Annotated in this window: 21 protein-coding genes and 2 pseudogenes; 8 read left to right on the top strand and 15 right to left on the bottom strand. The window is 64.1% G+C overall.

Going from position 1 to position 24,662, the window contains the following annotated elements:
- Positions 1–15 precede the first annotated feature (15 nt).
- The 4 genes from V7650_RS14080 (at position 16) to V7650_RS14065 (ending at position 4,164) form a co-directional block, all read left to right on the top strand.
- Positions 16–372 carry a hypothetical protein gene (locus tag V7650_RS14080; RefSeq protein WP_335656875.1) on the top strand — a complete coding sequence of 119 codons (357 nt, stop codon included), beginning with the start codon at positions 16–18 and terminating at the stop codon, positions 370–372.
- 207 nt (positions 373–579) lie between these two features.
- Positions 580–1,746 carry a PepSY-associated TM helix domain-containing protein gene (locus tag V7650_RS14075; protein WP_335656874.1) on the top strand — a complete coding sequence of 389 codons (1,167 nt, stop codon included), beginning with the start codon at positions 580–582 and terminating at the stop codon, positions 1,744–1,746.
- Complete coding sequence (locus tag V7650_RS14070; RefSeq protein ID WP_335656873.1) at positions 1,743–1,934, top strand: hypothetical protein; 192 nt, start codon at positions 1,743–1,745, stop codon at positions 1,932–1,934. The genes V7650_RS14075 and V7650_RS14070 overlap by 4 nt, the downstream gene beginning before the upstream one ends.
- Positions 1,935–1,968: 34 nt before the next feature.
- On the top strand, positions 1,969–4,164 hold the full coding sequence (locus V7650_RS14065; protein ID WP_335656872.1) for a TonB-dependent receptor: 2,196 nt from the start codon (positions 1,969–1,971) through the stop codon (positions 4,162–4,164).
- Positions 4,165–4,219: 55 nt separating this feature from the next.
- Here V7650_RS14065 and V7650_RS14060 read toward each other — a convergent pair whose 3' ends face one another.
- From V7650_RS14060 to V7650_RS14030, 7 genes are all read right to left on the bottom strand, one after another.
- Positions 4,220–4,804, bottom strand: coding sequence for a hypothetical protein (locus V7650_RS14060; protein WP_335656871.1), 585 nt, complete (start codon positions 4,802–4,804; stop codon positions 4,220–4,222).
- A 127-nt stretch (positions 4,805–4,931) separates the two neighbouring features.
- On the bottom strand, positions 4,932–6,344 hold the full coding sequence (glnA, locus tag V7650_RS14055; protein ID WP_335656870.1) for a type I glutamate--ammonia ligase: 1,413 nt from the start codon (positions 6,342–6,344) through the stop codon (positions 4,932–4,934).
- 47 nt (positions 6,345–6,391) lie between these two features.
- Entirely contained in the window at positions 6,392–6,730 is a 339-nt protein-coding gene (locus V7650_RS14050; RefSeq protein WP_335656869.1) for a P-II family nitrogen regulator, read from the bottom strand.
- 248 nt (positions 6,731–6,978) lie between these two features.
- On the bottom strand, positions 6,979–9,102 hold the full coding sequence (locus tag V7650_RS14045) for a PQQ-dependent dehydrogenase, methanol/ethanol family (RefSeq protein ID WP_335656868.1): 2,124 nt from the start codon (positions 9,100–9,102) through the stop codon (positions 6,979–6,981).
- 145 nt (positions 9,103–9,247) lie between these two features.
- Positions 9,248–10,348, bottom strand: coding sequence for a histidine kinase dimerization/phosphoacceptor domain -containing protein (locus tag V7650_RS14040; RefSeq protein ID WP_335656867.1), 1,101 nt, complete (start codon positions 10,346–10,348; stop codon positions 9,248–9,250).
- 130 nt (positions 10,349–10,478) lie between these two features.
- Positions 10,479–11,720, bottom strand: coding sequence for a PepSY-associated TM helix domain-containing protein (locus V7650_RS14035; RefSeq protein WP_335656866.1), 1,242 nt, complete (start codon positions 11,718–11,720; stop codon positions 10,479–10,481).
- A 5-nt stretch (positions 11,721–11,725) separates the two neighbouring features.
- A complete protein-coding gene (locus V7650_RS14030; protein WP_335656865.1) occupies positions 11,726–13,885 on the bottom strand; it encodes a TonB-dependent siderophore receptor in 2,160 nt (719 codons plus the stop codon).
- A 175-nt stretch (positions 13,886–14,060) separates the two neighbouring features.
- Here V7650_RS14030 and V7650_RS14025 point away from each other — a divergent pair, with 175 nt between their 5' ends.
- A complete protein-coding gene (locus V7650_RS14025) occupies positions 14,061–15,170 on the top strand; it encodes an AI-2E family transporter (RefSeq protein ID WP_335656864.1) in 1,110 nt (369 codons plus the stop codon).
- Positions 15,171–15,357: 187 nt separating this feature from the next.
- Here V7650_RS14025 and V7650_RS14020 read toward each other — a convergent pair whose 3' ends face one another.
- From V7650_RS14020 to map, 5 genes and pseudogenes are all read right to left on the bottom strand, one after another.
- A complete protein-coding gene (locus V7650_RS14020; protein WP_335656863.1) occupies positions 15,358–15,699 on the bottom strand; it encodes a hypothetical protein in 342 nt (113 codons plus the stop codon).
- A gap of 91 nt (positions 15,700–15,790) precedes the next feature.
- Positions 15,791–16,084 (bottom strand): annotated as a pseudogene (locus tag V7650_RS14015) (CorA family divalent cation transporter); the annotation flags it as partial.
- Positions 16,068–16,223 (bottom strand): annotated as a pseudogene (locus tag V7650_RS14010) (type I methionyl aminopeptidase); the annotation flags it as partial. The pseudogenes V7650_RS14010 and V7650_RS14015, both read right to left, overlap by 17 nt.
- Before the next feature lie 44 nt (positions 16,224–16,267).
- Complete coding sequence (locus V7650_RS14005) at positions 16,268–16,588, bottom strand: HPF/RaiA family ribosome-associated protein (protein WP_335656862.1); 321 nt, start codon at positions 16,586–16,588, stop codon at positions 16,268–16,270.
- A gap of 197 nt (positions 16,589–16,785) precedes the next feature.
- Positions 16,786–17,610 (bottom strand): type I methionyl aminopeptidase, encoded by an 825-nt coding sequence (gene map / locus V7650_RS14000; RefSeq protein WP_335656861.1) that lies wholly within the window; start codon positions 17,608–17,610, stop codon positions 16,786–16,788.
- Between the two features lie 111 nt (positions 17,611–17,721).
- Between map and V7650_RS13995 the strand changes: the two genes are divergently transcribed.
- Both V7650_RS13995 and V7650_RS13990 read left to right on the top strand, forming a co-directional pair.
- A complete protein-coding gene (locus V7650_RS13995; protein WP_335656860.1) occupies positions 17,722–19,587 on the top strand; it encodes a sulfatase-like hydrolase/transferase in 1,866 nt (621 codons plus the stop codon).
- Positions 19,588–19,628: 41 nt separating this feature from the next.
- Entirely contained in the window at positions 19,629–20,387 is a 759-nt protein-coding gene (locus V7650_RS13990; protein ID WP_335656859.1) for a competence/damage-inducible protein A, read from the top strand.
- A 250-nt stretch (positions 20,388–20,637) separates the two neighbouring features.
- Here V7650_RS13990 and V7650_RS13985 read toward each other — a convergent pair whose 3' ends face one another.
- The 3 genes from V7650_RS13985 to V7650_RS13975 form a co-directional block, all read right to left on the bottom strand.
- Complete coding sequence (locus V7650_RS13985; RefSeq protein WP_335656858.1) at positions 20,638–21,348, bottom strand: hypothetical protein; 711 nt, start codon at positions 21,346–21,348, stop codon at positions 20,638–20,640.
- A gap of 377 nt (positions 21,349–21,725) precedes the next feature.
- On the bottom strand, positions 21,726–21,956 hold the full coding sequence (locus V7650_RS13980) for a hypothetical protein (RefSeq protein WP_335656857.1): 231 nt from the start codon (positions 21,954–21,956) through the stop codon (positions 21,726–21,728).
- 45 nt (positions 21,957–22,001) lie between these two features.
- Complete coding sequence (locus V7650_RS13975; RefSeq protein WP_335656856.1) at positions 22,002–22,676, bottom strand: hypothetical protein; 675 nt, start codon at positions 22,674–22,676, stop codon at positions 22,002–22,004.
- Between the two features lie 388 nt (positions 22,677–23,064).
- On the opposite strand from V7650_RS13975, the gene V7650_RS13970 reads away from it, so the two are divergent.
- Positions 23,065–24,642: a hypothetical protein gene (locus V7650_RS13970; protein ID WP_335656855.1), complete on the top strand. Its 1,578-nt coding sequence runs from the start codon at positions 23,065–23,067 to the stop codon at positions 24,640–24,642.
- Positions 24,643–24,662 lie beyond the last annotated feature (20 nt).

Raw genomic sequence — 24,662 nt, 5'->3', positions numbered from 1 at the left:
GTGTAACGCCCGGACATGTCCAAAGCTGATCGACTTGACCGCCTGGACGCGCTTCGTTCAGACCTGGAAACAGAATATCGCGCCGCGCTGCTCGACGCGCTGCGGGTAACGGCCGCTGGCAAATGGGGCCTTTTTGACCATAATGCCGACCGCCGGGCCCGCGCGGCCGTGGCTCCGACGATCGAAAATCTGAAGGAAACCGCGGACGCGATAGACCGGGCAAGGGAGACGCTCGCCATGCCTCCGTTCGAACTGCACCAGCAATTTCTGGCCGCGCGCGGCCCGGTCGGCCCACAGGCCGTTGGAGAGCCGAAACAGGCGCAGGCCTGGCTGGATCTGCTGGCCATCGAGGATGACGAACAAGCCGGCTAGCATCCGCTCAATCGCCTGCCTCCTCGCGCTTCGCCGTTACTTGCCAGCGGCGGAGATTGTCCCGGCTTCGATCGGCATCACCACCGGCAGATGTTTCAAAAATACATCTTTTGCGCGCAGTCGCTGCTGATCGGCTTTCGCCGCTTGCAATCGGTGAAACCCATCGATAAGGGCTAATGATAATCGATTGCAACAAGGACGATCAATGTGACGCGAAGGGCGATTCGGCTCTGGTTTCTGGTGCACAAGTGGAGCAGCCTCGTCTGCACCGCTTTTCTGCTGATGCTCTGTCTCACCGGCCTGCCGCTGATATTCCATGACGAAATCGACCTGCTGACCGAAGAACAGCCGGCGTTCGGCATGCCCGGCGTCGGCTCGTCGGGAACCGCCGAAGGCCTGCTGTCACTGGACGAAATGATGCGCCGCGCGCTCGCCAACCGTCCGGGCGAGGTGCCGGTGTTCATGGCCTTTGACAATGATCAGCCGTCGATGACGGTCACCACCGCGCCGCGCCCCGGTTCGCCCGCAGCCGACATGACCATCCAGTCCTTCGACCGCTCGACCGGCCAGCAGATCGGCATGGTCGCGGAAAGCGACGGCGGCGTGATGCACTTCCTGCTGCAATTGCACACCGACATGTTTCTCGGCCTGCCGGGCATGCTGTTCCTGGCGCTGATCGGGATATTGTTTACCGCTGCGCTGGTATCCGGCGTGGTGCTTTACGCGCCGTTCATGCGCAAGCTCGATTTCGGCACCGTCCGCGTCTCGCGCAGCCCGCGCCTCAAGTGGCTCGACTATCACAACCTGCTCGGCATTGTCGCGCTGGCCTGGATGCTGGTGGTTGGCCTGACCGGCGTGATCAACGCGCTGTCGACGCCGATCGAGGATATCTGGCAGGCGGGCGAACTGGCCGACATGACCCGCGAATATGCCGGGCGCGAGGCGCTGCCGCCGGCGCGCTACGGATCGCTCGACCGCGCGATGGCGCGGGCGCGGGCAGTGCTTCCCGGCAACAACCCGCAGTTCATCGCCTTCCCCGGCGGCAGCTTCAGCTCCGACCATCATTATGCGGTGTTCTTCCAGGGCGATACGCCGCTGACCGAGCGGCTGCTGACCCCGGCGCTGATCGACGCCGAGACCGGCGCGTTCACCGATGCGCGGCCGATGCCCTGGTATTATCAGGCGCTGTCGCTTTCGCGGCCGCTGCATTTCGGCGATTATGGCGGCCTGCCGCTCAAGCTGCTGTGGGCGGCGCTGACGCTGTTCACCATCATCGTGCTCGGGACGGGACTCTATCTCTGGCTAGTGAAGAAGGAATCCTCCTCGCGGGCGCACCTGCGCAAGATCGAGCAACTGGCGGTCCCGGCGGAATGAGCAGGCACAACAAGCGCAGCCTGCCGCTCCGGGCGATCTTTGCATCGCCGGTGACGATCTTCCTGATCGGCATATTTGGGCTGGTGAGCGCACTGACCGGCGACGGCTGGCGGGACGGCCTGTCCTGGCTGGCGCTGGCCGCGCCGGTGGCCGCGCTCGCCTGGGCGCTGCGGGCCCGGCGTTACTGAGCATTTGAATTCGGATTTGAAAGGGAAATAAATCATGAACCACAAACATATGCGCGCTGCGCTCCTGGTCGCCGCGGGCTTCACCGCGACCACGCTGGCGGTCCCGGCCCTTGCCCAGGAATCACAGGCCGACAAGGACCTGATCATCGTCACCGCCCAGCGCGACAACCAGACCGGCGTGCGCCAGGGCGGCAGCGCCGGCGTGCTCGGCAACAAGGCAGCCGAAGACCTGCCGTTCAGCGTGCGCAGCTACAATGCGGCGCTGATCCTCAACCAGCAGCCGCAGACGCTGGGCCAGGTGCTCGAGAATGATCCGACCATCCGCACCACCACCGGCTTCGGCATCGCCGGCGAATTGTTCAACATTCGCGGCTTCACGCTGGCCGGTGACGATATCGGCTATGACGGGCTCTACGGAATCATGCCGCGCCAGCTCGCCGCGCCGGAACTTTATGAATCGGTTGAGGTGCTCAACGGCGCCAGCGCCTTCCTGAACGGTGCGGCGCCGGGCGGATCGGGCATCGGCGGCAGCGTCAATCTCATTCCGAAACGCGCCAGCGAGCGTGAAATCACCCGCGCAACGCTCGGCTATACCGCATCCGAACATGTCGGCGGCAGCTTCGACGTCGGCCGCCGGCTGGGCGCCGATGGCGAATGGGGCGTCCGCATCAACGGTGCCGCGCGCGCCGGCGATGTCTCGGTGGATGACGAATTCCGCAGCACCTATGTGCTGGGCGGCGCGATCGACTATGATTCCGGGCCGCTGCGGCTTTCGCTAGACGTTGCCTATCAGCGGATCAAGGTGGCGCATTTCCGCCCAAAGCTGAGCGTGTCCGGTCTCGGCGTGATCCCCGAGGAACCCGATGCCGACACCAATTTCGGCCAGCCCTGGCAATATACCACGCTGCGCGACGTCTTCGGCCAGTTCCGCGCCGAATATGACATTGCCGAGGACGTGATGGCCTATGCCGCCTTCGGCGCGCGCGACGGATCGGAATCCGGCGTCTACAGCACGCCGACCCTGGTCGACGCGACCACCGGCGACATTTCGGTCAGCAGCTCCTTCATTCCGCGCACCGACAACAACGAGGCAGCAACGGCCGGGTTGCGCGCCCGGTTCGAGACCGGCGGGGTTTCCAACGAGATCAATGTCGGCGGCTCGATCAACTGGCTGGTCAACCGCAACGCCTATGAATTCTACACCAATTCGCCGGGCCTCAACAATCTCTACGACCCGGTCGAGCTGCCGCGTTCCACCACCGTCTCCTTCGCCGGCGGCAATCTTGCCGATCCGTTCCCGATATCGCGGACCCGCCTGCGCAGCGCCTTCCTCTCCGACACCATCGGCTTCTGGGACGACAGGGTGATGTTCACTGCCGGCGTGCGGCTGCAGGAGATCCGTTCCAAATCCTATTCCTATTTCGGCGGAGCGCTGCAAAGCGAATATAAGGAAGACGCCTGGACGCCGGTCTTCGGTCTGGTCGTGAAACCGGCCGAGGGATTGTCGCTCTACGCCAATCGCATCGAATCTCTGGTACAGGGTCCCAGCGCGCCCGCCAGCGGTGCCAATCCGGCGGGCGGCAACCCGCTGCCGGTCAGCAATGCCGGCGAAACCCTCGCGCCCTATGTGTCGGAACAGTACGAGATCGGCGGCAAGCTGACCCTCGGTCCGGTGGACCTGACGCTGGCTCTGTTCCAGATCGACCGCGAGACCGCCATCCTGCGCATCGACCCGGATGATGCAACGATGCTCGAATTCGGGCCGTTCGGCACCCAGCGCAACCGCGGCATCGAGTTCACCGTCGCCGGTGAAATCAGCAAGGGCCTGCGCCTGATCGCGGGCGGCTCGGTGATCGATGCCAAGCTGCGGCAGACGGAAAATGGCGTCAACGAGGGCAATGAAGCCGTCGGCGTGCCGGAATATCTGCTCAACGCCAATGTCGAATGGGACGTGCCCTTCGCCCCCGCGCTGACGCTGACCGGCCGCGCGGTGCACACCGGCAAGCAGCCTGCCAATATCGACAACACGCTGTATCTCGATTCCTGGACCCGGTTCGATCTCGGTGCGCGCTATGTTGCGGTGGTCGGCGACAAGCCGCTGACCCTGCGGCTGAGCGTCGACAATATCGCCAACACCGCCTACTGGGCCTCTGCCTTCGACACGTTCCGCCCCGACCTCGCGCTGGGCACGCCGCGCACCTTCAAGGCCTCGGCAACGATCGACTTCTAGACACCACGAGGCTCCCGCGGCACCTTCCGCGGGAGCCTCGCGAGCGGCTCGCCGCCTAGTGCGTCCAGTCGAGCGTCAGCGTCTCGAAATGCCAGCGCAGCTGGGCTGCTGTCGCGCCTTCGACGTCGTTGACCCGCCGCAGCACCGCCTTGCCTTCGATGCGTAGGGGGCGGCCGTTCCCGTCCGTGCCGGTGATGGTGACCGGCGCCGTGTAATAAAGCGATCCCGCCGCGCCCTCCACCGTTCCGCCGGGAATGGCAACGGTAATCGCCGACAGATCCGCAAACAGGCCGGCAAACTCGCTCTTGCTCCACTTGTTCTTGTCGGGTGGGCTGAGCAGGGACCAGGCCTGGTCGAAGGCGCCGAGTTCGATCGCGCGCGCGAAGGACAGCAGAATGTTGCGCGCGCCCTTTTCTCCGCGCTCCGCCTCGGGGATCAGGGTTGGCGGCGAAAGATCAGGCGCGCTGTCATTGGCGGTGGCGCCCGCGTCGGATGATGGCGCATCCATCTCAGCATGCGGCGCGGCGGCGGGGGAAGCGCCGCGGTCCGGCTGCGGTTCGTTCTGCGGCGTCTGCGGCTCGCTGCATCCCAGCAACAGAAGGGCGGGGGCCATTGCGGCCCAGAATTTGTTCGGGGTCATCCGTCCTCAACCCGCAGGCCGGCCAGCGGTTCCCGGCTCGCCGGGCCTTCCGCCATGATCTCGCCACGAAAAAGCCCGGAGCAATCGCTTGCCCCGGGCTTGTCTGCATTCCATCGGATCGCAGCGATCAGCTCGAATAATACATGTCGAACTCGACCGGGCTCGGCGTGGTTTCCCAGCGGCTGACCTCTTCCCATTTCAGCTCGGCATAGGCGTCGATCTGGTCCTTGGAGAAAACGTCGCCCTTGAGCAGGAACTCGTGATCCGCTTCCAGCGCTTCCAGCGCCTCGCGCAGCGAACCGCAAACGGTCGGCACTTCGGCCAGCTCCGCCGGTGGCAGGTCATAGAGATTCTTGTCCATCGCGTCGCCGGGGTGGATCTTGTTCTCGATGCCGTCGAGGCCCGCCATCAGCAGCGCTGCTGACGACAGATAGGGGTTGGCCAGCGGATCGGGGAAGCGGAACTCGACGCGCTTCGCCTTGTCGCCCGCGCCGTAGGGAATACGGCAGGAGGCCGACCGGTTGCGGCTCGAATAGGCGAGCAGCACTGGCGCTTCGAAGCCCGGAACCAGCCGCTTGTAGCTGTTGGTGGTCGGGTTGGAAAAGGCGTTGATCGCCTTGGCATGTTTGATCACGCCGCCGATATAGTGGAGGCACATTTCCGACAGGCCGGCATATTCATTGCCCGCGAACAAGGGCTTGCCGTCCTTCCAGATCGACATATGCGTGTGCATGCCGCTGCCATTGTCGTCCTTGATCGGCTTCGGCATGAAGGTCGCGGTCTTGCCATAGGCATGGGCGACCTGCTGCACGACATATTTGTAGACCTGTACCCGGTCGGCGGTCTGGGTCAGCGTGCCGAAGGTGATGCCCAGCTCGTGCTGCGCCGAGGCCACCTCGTGATGGTGCTTGTCCATCGGCAGGCCCATTTCCAGCATCGTCGCGACCATCTCGCCGCGGATGTCGACGCAGCTGTCGACCGGAGCGACCGGGAAATAGCCGCCCTTGGCGCGGGGCCGGTGGCCCATGTTGCCGACATCATAGTCGCGGCCGCTGTTGGTCGGCAGTTCGATATCGTCGATGCGGAAGCCCGAGCGGTCATAGCCGTTCTCGAACTTCACGTCGTCGAACATGAAGAATTCCGGCTCCGGTCCGACATAGATGGTGTCGCCGATGCCGGTCGATTTCAGATAGGCTTCGGCGCGGACAGCGGTCGAGCGCGGGTCGCGGCTGTACAGCGATCCGTCGCCGGGCTCGACGATGTTGCAGACCATGATCATCATCGGCGTGGCCGAGAACGGGTCCATGTAGACCGCGTCAAGGTCGGGGCGCAGGATCATGTCGGATTCGTTGATCGCCTTCCAGCCCTCGATCGAGCTGCCGTCGAACATGAAGCCCTCTTCCAGCACGTCTTCGTCGATCACGCCGGCGCACATCGACAGATGCTGCCACTTGCCGCGCGGATCGGTGAAGCGGACATCGACCCACTCGATCTCCTCGTCCTTGATCATCTTGATAATATCGGATGGTGAATTGGCCATTTTTTATCCCTTGGTTTTGCGTGTTTGGATGGGTTGCGAAAGAAAGATCAGATGGCGTCGTTGTCACGCTCGCCGGTGCGGATGCGCAGCGCGGCCTCGACCGGAATGACGAAAATCTTGCCGTCGCCGATCCGGCCGGTCTGGGCGGCGGCGGAAATTGCCTCGACGGTGCGGTCGGCAAGGGCGTCCTCGACCACCACTTCCAGTTTTACCTTGGGGAGAAAGTCGACGACATATTCGGCGCCGCGATAGAGCTCGGTGTGCCCTTTCTGCCGGCCAAAGCCCTTTGCCTCGGTCACGGTGATCCCGGACACGCCGACTTCGTGCAGCGCTTCCTTGACCTCGTCGAGTTTGAAAGGCTTGATGATCGCTTCAATCTTTTTCATTTTAATACGTCCCCGTGTACCTCATCCTCGGCCATTCCGCTTGCGCAAGGGGAAGGAGCCTCAGCCGGGCACAATTGCCCGGAACTATTCAATTACCATGCCAGAATTGATTCGCGAACAGAATCACCGGAATGCGTGCCTGCATTGCTAATGGCTAATCCGCCTTCTGACAATGCCGCCCAAAAAACAGGCATTTGCGTCGGCAAATGACCATAATTTAGGCAGCAGGCCGGGCCCGCGGACGATGCTCAGCGCGCGGTGGGCGCGGTCATCTCCGGCAGGTGCTCCTTGGTCCAGTGCGACCGCTCGACGATATAGTGGCGGATATTCTCCACCTGCGCCGGGCTAAGCTGCGAGCCAAAGCCGACCATGCCGTGCTGTTTCAGCGCGCCGCCGGTGACCACCGATGCCCAGGCCTCCTCGTCGCCGAGCACGCCGCTGATCCTGAGGTCCGGCGTGAAACCGTTGCCGACCGCGCTGTCACCGTGGCAGACGATGCAGTTGCGCCCGTACAGCCCCTTGCCGGCGGCGATCTGCGCCGCGGTGCCGGTCTGTGCCGGCGGGTCCCAGACGACTTCGCCCTTGTCGGGCAGCGGCGGCAGCTTCGCCTTGCCGCCCAGTTTCATCACCACCAGCCGCGGAATATTGGGCACCTGCCGGGTGGCGCCGCCGGCAACCCCGGCGACCAGCGGAAAGGCGCCGCCCTTGCTGGTCAGGAACGCGACATATTGCTCGCCGTCGACCATATAGGTGGAAGGCGCGCTGACGATCCCCGACTGCATCGGCAGGCTCAGCAATTCCGTGCCCTTGTCGGCCGAATAGGCCTTGAAAAAGCCGGTGCTGGTGCCCTGGAACACCAGGTTGCCTGCAGTCGTCATCGTGCCGCCGTTCCAGGCCGCGGGATAGTCGACGCTCCATTCGACCTTGCCGGTCTTCGGGTTGAACGCAACCAGCTTGCCGGTGGTCGCGGCAATCGCCGCCTTGTAGACTTCCTTGTCGTCGGGCAACTGGGCAATCGACCAGCCGACCCCGACATTGAAGCCAAGCCGTTCGCGCTTCTTGTCGATGTCGCTCGCCGGTACTTCATAGCCCTGCGGGATCTGCTGCGCCGGAATATAGACCAGCCCGGTCTTGGGATTATAGCTCATTGGATGCCAGTTGTGCGCGCCCAGCGCGCCGGGAATGGCGATGAACGGCTTGCCGGTCTTGTAGAAGCGCGCGTCCGGATTCTCGATCGGCCGCCCGGTCTCCAGGTCATAGCCGGTCGCCCAGTTGATTCCCTCGACAAACGGCTCGGCGCTGATCAGCGTGCCGTCGATCCGGTCGATGACGAAGAAAAAGCCGTTTTTCGGCGCATGGTACAGCACCTTGCGCATCTTGCCGCCGATCTGCATCTCGGCCTGGATGATATGCTGGGTGGCGGTATAGTCCCAGGTCTCCGCCGGGGTTTCCTGATAATGCCACAGATATTTGCCGGTGTCCGGATTGACCGCGACGATCGAGGACAGGAACAGGTTGTCGCCTTCGCCGCCCGAACGCAGCCCGTGGTTCCACGGATTGCCGTTGCCGACGCCGAAATAGAGCTGGTCGAGATCCTCGTCATAGACGATGCTGTCCCAGACCGTGCCGCCGCCGCCGGATTCCTTCCACTCGCCATCGCTCCAGGTCGCCGCTGCCGCCTTGGCGAAAATCTCGTCGCTGGCCGCGCCGTCCGGCTTTCCTTCCGGATTGGGCACGGTGTAGAAGCGCCATTTCAGGGTCCCGTCGCGGATGTCATAGGCGGAGACATAGCCGCGGACGCCGAATTCCGCGCCGCCATTGCCGATGATCACCATGTTCTTGACGACCCGCGGCGCACCGGTGATCGTGTAGGGCTTGCTGTTGTCGGTGGTCTGCGTCTCCCACAGGCGCGCACCGGTGTTGCGGTCAAGCGCGATTAGCCGCCCGTCGATCGTGCCGAAGAACAAGGTGCCGCGGTTGATCGCGACGCCGCGGTTGACCACGTCGCAGCAGGCGTCGACCGCCTTGGCACCATCGACCGCGGGATCATAGGACCAGATTTCCTCGCCGGTCTTGGCGTCATAGGCAAAGACCTTGGACCAGGCGGTGGAGATATAAAGCTTGCCGTCGACCTCGATCGGCGTGGCTTCCTGGCCGCGCGCGTCGGGCAGGTCCTTGAACCAGGCGATGCCCAGCTCGCCGACATTGCCGTCGTTGATCTGGGTGAGCGGGCTGTGGCGCTGTTCCTTGGCATCGAAGCCGATATTGCTCCAGTCGCCCTCGACCGTGGTCTCGGGTGGCGGCGGCGCGCTGGTCTGGCTTTCGCAAGCCACCAGCAACAATGGCATCAATATCAAACCCAGCCTGCGCATCACCCGTCTCCCGAAACCGCCGGACGGTCAGCCGCCCTTGCAATTTAATTGACTAGCTAAACTCCGGGCAGCAGGTCAAGGATTAAAGGCCTGTCGCACCGGACGCCTCACCGCGCCGCGCGTCTCGCCGCGGATCGCTCGCGGTTTAGGCGGCGACCGTGTCCCCGGGACCGCTCAGTTTCATTTCCAGGCCTTCGCCGGTCGCGCACCACTCCAGCGAAGCGTCGAGCGACGCCGCCAGCGACTGGATCACCCGCGTACCAAGCCCCGTCGCGCCCGCCGCGCGCGCGGTGGCCTCCGCGCCTGCCGCACCATTGTCCCGGCAGACGATCGACCATCGGTCGTCGGTCGTTGCGATCGCTATCTCGATCCGGCCGGCGTCTGCGAACCGCCCGTGCTTGACGCTGTTCGACACGAATTCGTTGACGATCAGCAGCAGCCCGTTGGCGAGATGGGGCGACGCCTGGCCGCCGCCGACGGTGACCGTCAGTGTGATGTCGTCGGGCAGCAGCTGTCCGAGGTCAGCCCGCACCCGGTGGAACAGCGAGCTCAGGTCGACCGACTGCCCGTGTTCGAGGTCGTGCAGCTCGGCGTGCAGCGAAGACAGGGAGCGGATCCGCAGGCCGGCGTCTTCCAGCGCCTCGCGCACATTCTCGTCTGCCGCTCCCCGGGCTTTCATCGACAGCAGCGATCCGATCGCCGCGAGCGAATTTTTCACCCGATGGTCGATCTCGCGGCGCAGCACCCGTTCGCGCTCCAGCGACCGGCGCAGGTCCAGTTCCCGCATCACCAGGCGCGACAGCGCCATCAGCACCCGGCGCTGCTGTCCGGTCAGCACGCGCGGCTCGTGGTCGAGCACGCACAGCGTTCCCAGCGGCAGCCCGTTGGCGCCCTTCAGGACCGCACCGGCGTAAAAGCGGAAGCCCGGCTCGTCGGTGCACAGCGGGTTGTCGGCCATCCGCGCGTCGGCCAGCGTATCGGGAATCTCGACGAAATCCCCCTCCAGAATGGCATGGCCGCACAGGCTGGTGTCGAGGGGCGTCGACCGCACGCCGAGGCCGATCTCCGCCTTGAACCACTGGCGATCGGCGTCGATGAAATTGACCACCGACACCGGCACGTTGCACAATTGCGAGGCCAGTTCGACAATCTCGTCAAAATCGCCTTCCCGGTCGGTGTCGAGTATATCATAGCGGTGTAGTTCGCGGAGACGCTCGGTCTCTCTCGGGTGGGGTGCAGGCTTCATCGGCTGCTGATAGCAGATCGGGATGCAGAGGGAAGAGCCGTTCGCCACCCCTTCGGATTGTTTCGGTTCGCCAGTTGCGCGGCAGCGAGCGAATGTCGCACCGTCCTGCTTTGCGGAACCGGCCCGGTCGTCAGCCCCCGTTTTGCAGGATCAGCGCCGGCAGCAGGGCAAAGCCGATCGCGATCAGGATCACCGACAGCCAGCGCCAGCGCCCCGATCCCTGCCACATGCCGGAAAGGGTCTTGGCGAATCTCAGCATCTCCGATCGATCGCGGCTGATGCGCAGGGTGTAGATCGCCGCCCCCGACAGCGCCAGGCCGGTCATCGCCAGCCCGAACAGGAACCACGGGACCTTGGTCCAGTAGCCGCCGAAATATCCGAAATGCAGCGGATCGGCCATTTCCGAAATGCGCTGGTGGAGGTTGAGGTCGCGTCCGTCGGTGACCAGCAGCACCTCGGCGCTACGCGCATCGACCCAGACCGCATTGGAGCGAGGGCGGACCAGCACCGCTTCATAGTCGCCGTGCAGCTCCAGCAGCGGCTTTTCCGGACTTGGCAGGATCACCCGCTCGACGCGCAGCGCCGGGCGGGCGGCCAGGGCCGCTTCGAAGGCATTGGCCAGGCTCGGCGGAAGGGGGGAGGGTTCCGCTCCTGCCTCGACCTCGACGCGCGGCTGCGGCGGTGCATCGCCGCCGAGGCTCTCGACGAAATACCACAGGCCCGACAGGCCGATCAGCGCGACAAACCACAGCGACCAGACCCCGGCCAGCCGGTGGAAATCGCCCCACCAGGTCCGGGCATCGCGCTTGCGCAGCGGCTTGGCGAAGCCGCGCCACCATTTCTTGTAGACCACGAAGGAGGTGACCAGGCTGATCAGCAGCAGGAAGGCGAGGGACGAGACGATCGGAACGCCATATTTGACGGGCAGATTGAGATGCCGGTGCATGTTGCGCAATATGCGCTGCGCGCCGACCCACGGCGCCTCGCCCTGGATTTTGCCGGTCGTCGGGTGCGCGTGCAGCAGCCCGAGCGAACCGTCCTGGTGCTCGATCGTCACTCGGGCGGCGAAGGCCGAAGCGGTCGGTGCGTCGATCGCATTGGCCTTGGCGACGCCGGGATAGCGGGCGGCATTGTCGGCGATCTTTGCCCAGGCCACCGGCCCGTCGGCGCTTGCCGGCGACACCCGCAGGCTCGGCTGCAGCAGCCAGTCGATCTCCGCGCTGACCACCGCCAGCGTTCCGGTGAACAGGATGAAGGTCAGGAACAGGCTGAGCTTCAGGCCGACCCACTGGTGCACGTTCCACCAGGTGCGCGCGGCCTTGGGCGCGGGCTTCGCGCGCACCGGCAATGCGCCGCCGCTGTCCCGCGCCATGTCCATCAGAAGCGGTAGCCGAGCTCGACGAACAGCGAGCGTGGTTCACCGGGGAAATGGCCGGTGCGCTCGATGAAGCCGGATGCCGCGTAGGTTTTGTCGAACAGATTGTCGATCCGGACCATCGCACGGATCGGACCGGTTTCATAAATCAGCGAGGCGTCGAACACCATATAGGGGTCGACCCGCTGGCCGTCGATGCTGAACCGGCTGGAGACATAGTCGCCGCCCAGCGCGGCGGCGAGGCCCAGCTCGGGGAACTGGTAGCGGGTCCAGAACCCCAGCTGGTGCTCGGGCGCATTGGCGAAACGGTCGCCGACCGCGTTGGAAAAACCGCCGCCGCCATTGTCGGCGCTGATCCTTGTGTCATTATAGCCATAGGCCAGGGTGACGACCCAGTCGGGGGTCACGTCTGCAGCGATGTCGAACTCGATTCCCTTGCTGGTGATCTCGCCGAGCGCCACCACATCGTCGACCCCGTCATTGCCGACATCGCCGCGCGGGTCGGTCTGCAGGATATTGGTGCGGCGGATCCGGTAGGCGGACAGCGACGTCTGGATCCGGCCCCCCATCAGGGCGGTCTTGACCCCGCCTTCGAAAATATCGCCCGTGGTGGGCGCAAACGGGCCGCCGGCCAGCGGGTTTTGCGAGGCCGCGCTCTGCGGTTCGAAACTGGTCGCATATTGGCCAAAGGCCGAGATCTCGTCGGTCAGCCGGTAAACCGCACCGATCCGGTAGGTGGTCTCGTCATCCTCGAACACCGTGCCATTGGCATCGTCGCGGAAACTGTCGCGGCGGATGCCGCCGGTCACGATCAGCCGTCCGATGGTCAGTTCGTCGAGCAGGTAGAAACCGGTCCGCCGCCCTTCGGTCAGGGTGATGTTGAACGGTCCCTGGTTATAGGTCGCCGGGTCGGACTGGCCATAGACCGGGTCGAACAGGCTCAGCGGGCTGGGCAGGCCGGGAGTGACCGTGGTGACGCCGCGCAGCGAGCGGCCCTGGAAATATTGGTCGGAGATGAAATGGTCGAACCCGGCGAGCAGCCGGTTGCTGACCGTGTCCGAAATACCGGCGGACCACACCGCATTGGCCCCGAACGACCAGGTTTCCTGTTCGCGCCGCTGGTCGCGGAATTCGCGGATCGAGGCGTCGATGACGCCGTCGCCGTCGGAATCGAACAGGCCGCGCGGCTCGTGGTAATTTTGCAACTCGACCGCCTTGTTGTAGCGGACCGTGGCGTCGACGGTCAGCCCGGCAACCGGCTCCGCCTTCAGCTGCATCTGCAGCACGTCGGATTCCAGGTTCAGAAAATCCGTTGGCTCGTTGTGGTTCCAGCGCCGGTCGGTCAGAAATTCGCCGTCATCGTCCACCGGCACGCCGCGCAGGCGGTTGGCGTCGAGTTCCTGGTCATAATGGGTGGCCTGGATATCGATCCGCACCGGGCCGGGATCGAACGACAGCCCGCCATCGGCGATCATCGTCCGCGATGCGGCATTATAGCGGAACGTCCCGCGATCCTCGTAGAATATCCCGCCGCGCGCGGCAAAGCCGTTGCCCAACGGCGCGTTGATCTCGGCCGACCCGCCCCAGCGGTCCTCGGTCCCGGCGATCGCCTGGATCTTGCCGCTGAGCCGGTCATTTTCCGCCTTCTTGGTGATATAGTTGAACACGCCGCCAGGCGCGCCCGGGCCATAGAGCATACCGGCGGGGCCCTTCAGGAACTCCACCTTCTTCACGTTGAACAGCTGCGGCACCGAAAAGCCGGCATAGGGATCACCGCGCAGCCCGTCGTAGAAAATCTCCTCCTGGCGAAAGCCGCGGGCGGTGACCCCGGCATAGCTGAAGAAACTGACGCCGGAAATGTTGCGGTACAGGTCCTGCGCGTCGCGCGCGCCCTGGTCCTCGATCAGCTGCTCGGTGATGGTGGTGATCACCAGGCTCGATTCCAGCGGCCGGGTGGACAGCTTGCCGGTGCTGGTCTCCTCGGCCCGGTACAGCTTCTGCGCCCGGCCGGTGACGATGATCACATTGCCCTCGTCGTCGACCGGGGCCGGTGCCTCGGCGTCGGCACTGCCCGCCGCGCTCTCCTGTGCCAGCGCCGGCACCGGCAGCAGGCTGCCCCCGAGCAGCAGGATCTTCAGACGGAGAAAATTGGCTTTGGACACGATGGACACCCCTTTTTGCGAATCGTTCGCAGAGGCTGATAGGCAAGACGCTATTGCAAATCAATCGCAATTATACGCAAGTTGTTCGATGGCCGCTGACCACCGCATTCCCGGGCCCGTGCGTCGCCCCTGCTCGCCGGGCTTGCACTGCCGGTGCCGCGCGCTAATATGCGCCATGCCCAAAAAACCAGATGCACCGGCCGCGCCGGACCACATGCCCGCCCGGAAGCCCGGCGCGCCCGCGCTGCTCTCGCCCAAGGGCAGCGCCGGCGAGATCGCCACCGCCGCGCTGATCATCATCGCCATCGGCGGCCTCGCCTGGCTCGCGGTCGAACTCGCCCGCTTCTTCCTGCTGATCTTCGCGGCGATCGTCATCGCGGCGGTGTTCGACGCCATCGCCAGCTGGCTCAGCCGCCGCACCGGCATGCCGCGCCCGCTCGGTCTCGCGCTGGCGGTGATCGGCATGTTCGCCATGTTCGGCGGCGCCTTCCTGCTGTTCGGCTCGCAGATCGCCAGCGAATTCGACACGATCCGCGCCACCGTCCCGCGCTCGATGGAGAGCATCGAGCAGTTTCTCGACCGCTACGGCATGGGCGACCGCGCCCGCGAGCTGGTCGAGACCGGCAGCCAGGACATTTCCCGCATCCTGTCCAGCGCCGGCGGCTTCGCGCTCGCCGCGGGCAGCGGCATCGCCGATGCGGTGCTGGTGCTGGTCGGCGCGATCTTCCTCGCCGCCGATCCGGCGACCTATCGCCGCGGCCTGCTGCTGCTGGTCCCGGCCCGCGCCGAACCGACCGCCGGTCTGGCGCTCGACGACAGCGGCAAGGGCCTGCGCGGCTGGATGATGGGGCAGGCGGTCTCCTCGCTGGTGGTCGGCGCGCTGACCTGGCTCGGCCTCGAACTGCTCGGCGTCCCCGCCGCCGGCGGCCTCGCCGTCGTCGCCGGCCTGCTCGACGTGATCCCGATGATCGGCCCGGTGATCGCCGGCCTGCCGGCGGCGCTGCTCGCCTTCACCGTCTCGCCGGTCACCGCGCTGTGGACGGTGCTATTGTTCCTCGGCATCCAGCAGCTGCAGGGCAATTTCCTGCAGCCGATGATCCAGAAACAGGCGGTCAACGTGCCGCCGGCGGTGCTGCTGTTCGCGGTGCTCGCCGCCGGGCTGCTGTTCGGCTTCATCGGCGTCCTGCTCGCCGCGCCGCTGACCATCGTCGTCTTCGTGATGGTCCAGCGCGTCTACGTCGAGGGCCTGCTCGGCAAGCCGGTCGAGGTCGGCGGCGGCGGCTGACCCAGCCGCGCCTCGCATGAGAGAAATCCCGTCAGGGGTGAGCTTTATGCCGTCAGGGGTGAGCCTGTCGAACCCCGCCGCACGCCGTGAGTTGCACTTCGACAAGCTCAGTGCGAACGGCAGCCAGTTACAGAGGTGAAAAACAGAGCGTGGAGAAGGTCCTGATAAAAGACAGGTGCAGTCCTCCTCAGCGCGGCTTCTTGGCGATCGCCGCGTTGAAATCCGGGTCCTTCTTCGCCACCCAGTCGACGAATTTGCGCACCGCCGGGTCGGCGAGCAGCCCCTCGACATCCATGCCGTGGCGCTGCAGCTCGCTGTTGGTGAACTGGGTGATCAGCATCTTCTGGCAGATCGGGTGCATCGGCACCACCTCGCGGCCGCCCCGGCTCTTCGGCACCGGATGGTGCCAGACCACGGTCTCGCCGACCGGCCGCGCACACAGCCAGCAGGGCAGCGGCACCGGTGCCTCCTCGGCCTCGTCGCGCTCCGGCTCGCGGTAGCCGCCATGTTTCGAATGTTTGCGCGCCATCACATACTGCCTGTCTTGCCGGGTGGGAAGGGGGAGGCCTAGGCCCGCGCGGCGCCTATGGCCAGCGAAAGCTGGTCCCGCCGCCGCCCGCCTAGCGCCTCAGCCAGTGCCGCAAGCCGAACCAGCCGAGCACGATCAGCCCGAGCAGGAGGCAGAAGCCGACGACCCCCCAGAAGGCCCATCGCGCATGGGCAAAGGGTATGCCCTCGACATTCATGCCGAGCAGCCCGGTGACAAAGGTCAGCGGCAGGAAGATGAAGGCGACCACCGCGATCATCAGGCTGCGCTGGTCGACCAGCTCGGCGCGCAGGTCGGTGATCTGCTCGTGCAGCAGCGCCGCCCGCTCGCGGATCGCCTCCAGCTCCTCGGCCATCCTCGGTGATCTCGATACTATGCTCGAACCGCGCCGTCAGCGATCGGTCGCGGGTCACCGCGGTCCAGCCGTTGTCGAGCATCTTGCAGGCATATTTGCCGATATTGATCATCGGCTCGATGGTGAAGAACATGCGGGGCGCAGCTCCGGGAATTACGATGACAGTGAACTTTTCTAAGTCGCCCCCACCCCAAATTACCGCCGAACCCGATCCGTCTTCCCAAACTCGCTATCCAACCGCGCCACGAGCTTCTTGAGCGCACCGTTCGCCGCAGCCTCCGGCTCACCCGCCCGGTCCGATGCAGCAACCGGCTGAGCGCCAGCGGGGCGCGCTTCGATCGAGGCCTCGACGCCGTCCGGGCCGTCCGTGTCGCCATCAATATCGCGCACATGCACCGCGATCCGGGTCAGGCGGCTTTCGAACCGCGCGAGCCGTTCCCGGACCCGCATCTCGACCCGGTCGGCCATTTCGCTGGTGCCTTCGATATTGCTGTCGCTGTTGAACTGGAAATCCATGGAAGCCCTCTCTAGATTATCTATCATATAATCTACCGCCCAACCGCGGGTTCGTTCCGGACAGCGGGAAATAGCGGGAACCTGGAGTCGAGATATGAAGCAGGAAAATTTTGCAGGAATTCTCAAGGGCATCAAGGATGCAACCGCCTTTGTTCAAGGCAAGCGATCCCGCGCGCTAGTGGTGCCCGCACCAAAACCTAATAAGGCGGGCAATCCAGCCCCTTCGCACTCTTCGTAAAGATCTCGCACCCGTCCTCGGTAATCCCGATACTATGCTCGAACTGCGCCGTCAGCGACCGGTCGCGGGTCACCGCGGTCCAGCCGTCGTCGAGCATCTTGCAGGCATATTTGCCGATATTGATCATCGGCTCGATGGTGAAGAACATGCCGGGGCGCAGTTCCGGGCCGGTGCCGGGCCGGCCGGCGTGGACGACTTCGGGGGCGTCGTGGAACATCTGCCCGAGCCCGTGGCCGCAGAAATCGCGGACCACCGAATAGCGGTTGGCTTCGGCGTGGCTCTGGATCGCGTGCGCGACATCGCCCATCCGGTTGCCCGGCTTCGCCTGCTTGATGCCCAGCATCAAACATTCATAGGTCACCTGGACCAGCTTGCTCGCCTTGATCGGGGTCTTGCCGACCAGGTACATGCGGCTGGTGTCGCCGTGCCAGCCGTCGACGATCGGGGTCACGTCGATATTGATGATGTCGCCCTCGACCAGCTTCTTGTCGCCGGGGATGCCGTGGCACACGACATGGTTGATCGAGGTGCAGCAGCTGTGGGTGAAGCCGCGATAGCCGAGCGTCGCCGGCACCGCGCCGGCGGCAAAGGTCCGCTGGCGCACGAAATCGTCGAGTTCGCCGGTGGTCACGCCGGGGACGACCAGCGGCACCAGCGCGTCGAGGATATCGGCGGCCAGCCGGCCGGCCCGGCGCATGCCCTCGAACCCGTCGGGGCCGTGCAGCTTGATCGCGCCGGTGCGCGCATGGGGGGTGGTGTCTTCCACGGTCAGATAGTCTGTCATGCCGCCTATATAACGACGGAATCGCCAAGATGCGAGGCCTGCCGTGCACATATTCTCAGTTATTTAACACTCCTCTGCTAGCCATCGGGGTTTGTTGACCAGAGCCTGACCATGCGCACCACGTTGAAACTGTTGCTGATCGCCGGGGCGCTGCTGCTCGAATGGGCGCAGATCGCCGCGCGCATCGAATCGCTGCTGGCGCCGACCGTGCAATGGTTCGGGCTGGCCGCCTATGCCGGGCTGCTCGGCATTTGCCTCGCCGGCCTGATCGCCGCCGCCTTCATCCCGCTCGCCGCGCTCCGCTGGCTGTTCGCGGCCGGTCTGGCGCTCGCCGGGATCATGGTCGGCACCTACGAATATACCGTCGACGACCAGATGCCCTATGACGCGTTCATCAGCATGATCAACGCCTCCGGCTCGCTGCACGAGGCCTGGGGCCAATATGCCGGGGCGATGGTGCTGGGCGGGGTGCAGGCGCTGCTGCTGCTGCTCGGCATCGGCCTGCGCGCCGGCCGGCACCGGCCGGGGCAGGGGTCCGGGCGAGGGCAAGCACAGGACAATCGGACACCGACACGGCGGCGGCTGCCGGCGTGGCTGGCGCGCGCGCCGGCCCGCGGGTCGCGGCACCGGCCGGCGCTGGTCGCGGCGCCGCTGCTGGCGCTGGCGGTGATGGTCGCGGTGCTGTTCGCGCGCGGCGGCGAGGGCGGCCGCGGGCTGCCGGCCAGCTATACCGGCGCCGCCTACAGCCTGCTCTACGGCTACGAGCGCGCCACCGCGGTGATCGAGCCGCGCCAGCCGGTGCGGCTGGTCCCGGCGGCGCCGCCAAACGGCGACGGCGATATCGTGCTGCTGGTCGACGAGAGCATCTCCGGCCATTATCTCGACATCAACAATCCCGCCGGCGTGCGCAGCGGCCTCTTGCAGCCCGCGGCCGGGGTGGCGGTGCACAATTTCGGGCTGGCGGTGTCGATCGCCCACTGCAGCGCCGCGGTCAACTACACGCTGCGCCACGGCGGCACCCGCGACGACTATCAGCGGATCAACGGCACCATGCCCTCGCTCTGGGCCTATGCCAAGGCCGCCGGCATGGAGACCGTCTATATCGACGTGCCCCGCACCCGGCGGATCTTCAACAATCTGATGAACGACAGCGAGCTGGTCGACATCGACCAGTGGATCGAGTTCGACGACGTGCCGATCCAGCGCCGCGACCATGCCGCCGCCACCGCGCTCGCCGGCTATCTCAATGACGGCCGCCGCCAGTTCATCTATCTCAACAAGATCGGCGCGCATTTCCCGATTCACGACAAATATCCCGACGCCTACATGCGCTACCGGCCGGTGCTGCCGCGCGGCCAGTATCTGCACATCGGCGACACCGGCGACCGCGACGGCTTCTCCGGCTCGCGCGAAAGCTGGGTGCTCTACCGCAACGCCTATCGCAACACCCTGCTGTGGAACGTCGGCGGCTTCTTCGACCGGCTGCTCGGCGCGGCCGACCTTGCCGGCGCCACCATCCTCTACACCTCCGACCACGGCCAGAACCTGCACGAGCGCGGCGGCACCGGCGTCGTCACCCATTGCTCGCCCGACCCGCAGCCGGAAGAGGGGCTGGTGCCGCTGGTCGTGCTCACCGGCGCAGCTCCCGCCCCGGCATCCCCCGCCGCCCCGACCGCCCCGGCACGCACGCCCGCCATCGACTGGACCGCCGCCGCCGCCACCGGCCGCAACCGCTCCAGCCATTTCCAGATCTTCCCGACCATGCTCGAGCTGATGGGCTATGACCCCGCCGCCGTCACCGCGCTCTACGGCAGCGACCTGCGCAGCGCCAACCCGGCGCCCTTCGCCTTCAACTACCGGTTCAACGCCCGCCTCGGCCGCGCCCCCGGCTGGCGGCAGATCGACCTCGCCCGCATCGCGTATCCGCCGGCCTCCGACTTCGCCGCTCCCGCAAGCTCCGCCAGCGGCACCAAATAACATATTCCCAAATCCCGCCCCGCCGCTCTATAGGCATCGCCATGACCCAAGAAAAAATCTGGACCGCCGCGCTGATCGTGATCGGCGATGAAATCCTCTCCGGCCGCACCCAGGACAAGAATATCGCCCAGGTCGCCGCCTGGCTCAACGTCCAGGGCATCCGCCTCGCCGAGGTCCGGGTGGTCGCCGACGACATGGACCATATCGCCGAGGCGGTGAACATCCTGCGCGCCCGCAACGACTATCTGTTCACCACCGGCGGCATCGGCCCGACCCATGACGACATCACCGTCGACGCGGTCGCCGCCGCGCTCGGCCTCGCCGTCACCATCCACCCGGAGGCGCGCGCCATACTCGAGGCCTATTACGAGACCCGCGGCGGCCTCAACGAGGGCCGGCTGCGCATGGCCCGCGTCCCCGACGGCGCCGAGCTGATCCCCAACCGCATGTCCGGCGCGCCCGGCATCCATCTCGCCAATATCTACATGATGGCCGGCGTCCCCCACATCACCGCCGGCATGCTCGACGCGCTCACCGGCACGCTCGAGGGCGGCGCGCCTTTGCTCTCCGCCACGCTCGGCGCCTGGGCCCCGGAAAGCGAGATCGCCGCCATCCTCCGCGACACCGAAAAGGCGCACGACGGCTGCGTCATCGGCAGCTACCCCTTTTTCCGCAGCGGCACCGTCGGCGCCAATTTCGTCGTCCGCTCGACCGACGCGCACGCGCTCGAAGACTGCCGCGCCGCGCTCAAGACCGCCCTCGAGGCCGCCGGCTACGCCGTCACCGACGGCGGCATCTAGCGAGCGTGCCCCCTCGTCATTGCGAGGAGCGCAGCGACGAAGCAATCTAGGGCGTCCGGCCACCATCATCAGTGCATGCCGCTCTGGATTGCCGCGCTACGCTCGCAATGACGGCAACCTCACGAGTGCTGGAAAACACAGCAGTGTCCCGTGTTCCGCGCTCGACGCGGAACCCTGCGCGGCAATAGCCATCAGTCCCTGTCCCCAGAGCTCCGCGTCAAGCGCGGAGCACACTCCCCCCAACCCGAACTCACTCCCCCCTCAACCCCGACAAGGCCCCCTCCCAGTCCACGCCCTCGTCCCATTCCACCCCCGGCACCACCCGCGCGCGGTCGCCGGCGACGCGCATCACCGCGTCGATCACCGCCTGGTCGATCCCCTCGCCGGTGTATATGTTGACCGCCCGGTGGCCGCCGCCCCGCATCCGCTCGCGCAGCGCCTCCAGCTTCGCCGCCAGCGACGCGCTGGCCCGCTGCTGCTCGGCGGTGACGTCGCTCTTGCGCCCGTCGGGGTCGAAGCGGATCCCCCGCTGCCACTCCTCCCAGCTGATCATGGTGCTCGCCGCCTCCGCCTGCGCCGCGCCCTCCGCCGCCGCCTCCGCCGCCAGGTCGCCGCGCCGGATCAGCAGCGCCAGCATCGAATCCGACGGCGTCACCCGCCGCTCGACCTCCTCGCCGCCGCGGTAGATCACCGTCTCCTTGCCGACCACCGCATGCTGGTGCGCCACCGCCACCAGCCCGCGCCGCGCATTGGCCTGCGCCGCCTGCCAGCGCGCCGCGATATCCGCATCCCGCCGGCGCAGCCGGTAGGCCGACGTCGTCGATATCCCCACCACCCGGCAGGCATCGGCGACGCAGCCGCTCTCGCGCAGCACCGCCAGAAACGTCTTGCGCCGCACCTCGGTCCACCCGTCATGGCGGGGCTTGCGGGCCGGGACGGGCAGGGCGGGCGGCGGCACCACCGCCAGCGCCGAGCCGGTCTCCGTTTCCCCCGAGCCTTCTCCCGTTGGCCCCGCGCCTTTTCCCGTTCGTCCTGAGCCTGTCGAAGGACCCCGCCCACCTGTTTTCTTCCTAGCCATGCCCCGAATTTACCAAAGCCCCGAACCTGTAGGAAAGCCCCCCGGCTGGACAATTTCGGCCACCCCGTTCGCGTCGATCGCAGCCGACACCGGGGCAACGCAAACCCCGCGTCCCGCGCTCCGCGCTCGCCTGTCCCCGCGAAGGCGGGGAATGCGGAGCCCTGCGCGTCAAAATACCGATGGTGATGGTGGCCAGAGCTCCGCGTCAAGCGCGGAGCACCCGCACCAGCAAGGTTGCGTACAGACAGCAAGGACAACCGTCATTGCGAGGAGCGCAGCGACGCGGCAATCCAGGGCGTCTGGCCGCCATCCTCATTGCCTGCCGCGCTGGATTGCCGCGCTGCGCTCGCAATGACATCCGGAATGGAGCGAGCTGCCGTTGGCCCTGATGCTGTCGAGCCGAAGGCCCACCATTTGCCGTTGGTGGTGAGCCTGTCGAGCCGAAGGCCAGCGCAGCTAACCACGCCTCCCGGCAACCGCTGCACTTGCATCAGCAGGCGCCCTGCGGTTCGACAGGCTCAGCCCATCCTGTCGGATCAGTCGGAAGCGCTGCTCTCGCTCGCTTCCTCGGCCTCGCTCGCGACCGGCTCGGACACGGACAGCGGCTCCGCCACCGCGCCCACCGCCAGCGGCGCCTGCTTGACATTGGCAATCGCCAGCTCGACATCCTCGTCGATAAAACCGCTCACGACGCCGCCCTTGGGCAGCTCGGCGCTGGTCCCGGTCATGAAGAAACCGGCAATCGGCACCAGCGCAATCGCGCCGACCACGCCGGCGGTGCCGGTGACGCCCTTGTCGTCGAACGATCCGGTCAGCCGGATCTGCCGGCCATTGACCCGCAGGTACAGCAGTTTGGCATCCAGCTTCCCGGACTTGCCCCACATGCCCTTGTTGCGCACGCCGACCAGCTCGCCCCAGGCGGGCGTCCCGGCCGGGATCACGGTCACGCCATTGACCTCGACCGGCGCCGACACTTCCAGCATGAAGCGCTGGCCGATCTTGGCGGCCTTTTTCTTGGTGGTGATTTGCTCCATCATGCTGAGCGCCACGGGCGTGCCCGCGCGCAGCACGGCATTGACGGTCACCGGCGCGGCGACCGGTGCAACCACCGGCACGGCGGCAACCGCTGGCGGCGGCGTAGCCATATCCTGTGCGTGCGCACCCTGCGCGGCCAGCGCCGACAAGGCGAAGGTCAAGATCAGTTTTTTCACAATAGCTCCCCTTTTACCATCCGGGACCGGCAAGTGCCTGATCCCGACCGTCAAATACCCCTGTATTTAACGGGATCGGCATAGGGCAAAAGCAGCGGGGCAGCTATTGTTTTGATCGGGGCCAGGAACAGCGCGACAGGCGCGAATTTGGGCCGCTGTTGCTGTTCATTCTGAACCCGACGAGCGACAAGGCTCGCCAGCTGAGGCAATTTGTGCACTTTCACCGTAATTCCCACCGTAATTGGAGCACCGCTGAGGTCATTTGTCGGGTAGGGCAAGTGGTGCAGTGCCACCGTAAAGCAGTGTCATCGTATAGAAAATCTTGCTATCTCGACACACCGACTCATGAATCTAATTTAGTTTCTAAACCATCAGCATTGGATGAAATGTGGCTAGTCTTTCGGAACGCGAGGTGATTAACAAGCTCAGACAAGGCAAAGATGCGTGGAATGAATGGGTTCAATACAATCCCGAAGGTTCGATTACATTCAGAAATATCAGTTGGTTCAATGTTTTCATTCAGCAGTCTCAACCTAAGCCGCTCTTTTCATTCGAAGGCTATTTGATCCCAGAAAAGGGGCTATGTTTTGAGAATGTTCAATTCAACAATGGCATTTTGATATTCGAAAAGAACAAGATTTCATCGCAAATAATTTTTACGCAATGCAATGTATTTTCGTCTCGACTGCTTTTCAGTGATTGTTATTTCAAAGATGCCGAGCTTGGTTTTTCGGCCTCTGATGTTCGAGAATCACAAATCGAAATAGTTGGAGGTAACTGTACCAAGTCTAAAATATACTTTGATGGTAAGTATCGTGCATCATCCATTGTTATTGAAAGTTTAAAAAGATCATCTGTTAATATCAAATTTAACATCCCAAACTTCGTTCAATCAAAATGCAAGTTGCAGAAAAACCGGTTCAGCTCCGCAAGAATCGACTTAAGTCAGACTAAGTTCGACGAGAGACTGGAGTTTAACGATAACCAATTCAACTCATCAGAAATCGACCTCTCAAATATCATATTCAGCAAGGGGATTTCGTTCGAGCGGAATGATCTGGGGACTGGAAAAATCGATTGTTCAAATAGCAAATTCAAATCGAATACGAAGTCGATTTCTAGTTTTGTAGAAACCAGACTAGGCAAAGGGGACTTCACATTCCACAAAGTTGAAGCGGCGCAAACCGATTTTATTTTTGATGGCAGCGTGTTTGGTGAATGTGAAATAGATTTTGAATCTATCAGTTTAACCAACAGCGACTTTAAATTCCAAAAGTGCGAAATAGAAGCCGGTAATTTCCGAATGAACGGCTTCATTATGGACAGTCGGCTTTTAGGTTTCGCAGATTCGCGGTTTGGAAAAGCGAGCGTCAGTTTTCGAAATTTAACTTCATCCGCAGATTTGATTGATTTCGCAAATTGTAGATTTGAAGGAGACAAGCTGTCATTCAGCAAAAGTAAGTTCTCCGGCCAAACTTTTCATTTTGTCGATGTCATTTGTTTGTCGGAGAGACTGGACTTTTCACTATGTACTCTGCCGGCCCACACGCAATTTTGTCGTTCAAAACTAGGGGGAATGACCCACTTCAAAAATTCCAATTTTGGAGTTGAAAATGAGGGAGTACTCGACTTCAATTCTGCAAGCTTTTCTGACAACAAATTTGATTTTGACGACTCTTCATTTATGTCCAGGTTTACCTCATTTGACAATGTAGACATTGCTAATGCATCAGTGCATTTTCAGAATTGTAGCTTTCATGGGTACACGCATTTCCAAAACCTAGTTGGGGTTACCCATTCAGAGACTTTTACCTTTCGCGGATCGGTATTTGAGAGGTCGCTAGTACTCTCATCAAGCGATATTTTTGGATGTGACGTGACCCCCAACGTTCATCCATTTGCGATTAGAGTCTCGGCATCGTTATTGCGCGACTGCGCGGGTGAAGCAAGGGGCTGCGTAGCGTAGCCTCCGGCTATGCGGAGCGA

The organism is Parasphingorhabdus sp. (genome assembly GCF_036964565.1).
Lineage (GTDB): Bacteria > Pseudomonadota > Alphaproteobacteria > Sphingomonadales > Sphingomonadaceae > Parasphingorhabdus.
Note: the sequence above shows the minus strand (reverse complement) of the source record. Positions and strands in the feature narration are given on the sequence as shown.

Excerpts from the sequence above, each read along its gene's own strand:
- V7650_RS13990 (WP_335656859.1), top strand. The coding sequence starts at position 19,629 with ATGACCCAAGAAAAAATCTGGACCGCCGCGCTGATCGTGATCGGCGAT.
- V7650_RS13995 (WP_335656860.1), top strand. The coding sequence starts at position 17,722 with ATGCGCACCACGTTGAAACTGTTGCTGATCGCCGGGGCGCTGCTGCTC.
- V7650_RS14065 (WP_335656872.1), top strand. The coding sequence starts at position 1,969 with ATGAACCACAAACATATGCGCGCTGCGCTCCTGGTCGCCGCGGGCTTC.
- V7650_RS13980 (WP_335656857.1), bottom strand. The coding sequence starts at position 21,956 with ATGCAAGTGCAGCGGTTGCCGGGAGGCGTGGTTAGCTGCGCTGGCCTT.
- V7650_RS14035 (WP_335656866.1), bottom strand. The coding sequence starts at position 11,720 with ATGGCGCGGGACAGCGGCGGCGCATTGCCGGTGCGCGCGAAGCCCGCG.
- V7650_RS14070 (WP_335656873.1), top strand. The coding sequence starts at position 1,743 with ATGAGCAGGCACAACAAGCGCAGCCTGCCGCTCCGGGCGATCTTTGCA.
- V7650_RS14045 (WP_335656868.1), bottom strand. The coding sequence starts at position 9,102 with ATGCGCAGGCTGGGTTTGATATTGATGCCATTGTTGCTGGTGGCTTGC.
- V7650_RS14040 (WP_335656867.1), bottom strand. The coding sequence starts at position 10,348 with ATGAAGCCTGCACCCCACCCGAGAGAGACCGAGCGTCTCCGCGAACTA.
- V7650_RS14060 (WP_335656871.1), bottom strand. The coding sequence starts at position 4,804 with ATGACCCCGAACAAATTCTGGGCCGCAATGGCCCCCGCCCTTCTGTTG.
- map (WP_335656861.1), bottom strand. The coding sequence starts at position 17,610 with ATGACAGACTATCTGACCGTGGAAGACACCACCCCCCATGCGCGCACC.
- V7650_RS14080 (WP_335656875.1), top strand. The coding sequence starts at position 16 with ATGTCCAAAGCTGATCGACTTGACCGCCTGGACGCGCTTCGTTCAGAC.
- V7650_RS14025 (WP_335656864.1), top strand. The coding sequence starts at position 14,061 with ATGCCCAAAAAACCAGATGCACCGGCCGCGCCGGACCACATGCCCGCC.
- V7650_RS14050 (WP_335656869.1), bottom strand. The coding sequence starts at position 6,730 with ATGAAAAAGATTGAAGCGATCATCAAGCCTTTCAAACTCGACGAGGTC.
- V7650_RS14005 (WP_335656862.1), bottom strand. The coding sequence starts at position 16,588 with ATGGATTTCCAGTTCAACAGCGACAGCAATATCGAAGGCACCAGCGAA.
- V7650_RS14020 (WP_335656863.1), bottom strand. The coding sequence starts at position 15,699 with ATGGCGCGCAAACATTCGAAACATGGCGGCTACCGCGAGCCGGAGCGC.
- glnA (WP_335656870.1), bottom strand. The coding sequence starts at position 6,344 with ATGGCCAATTCACCATCCGATATTATCAAGATGATCAAGGACGAGGAG.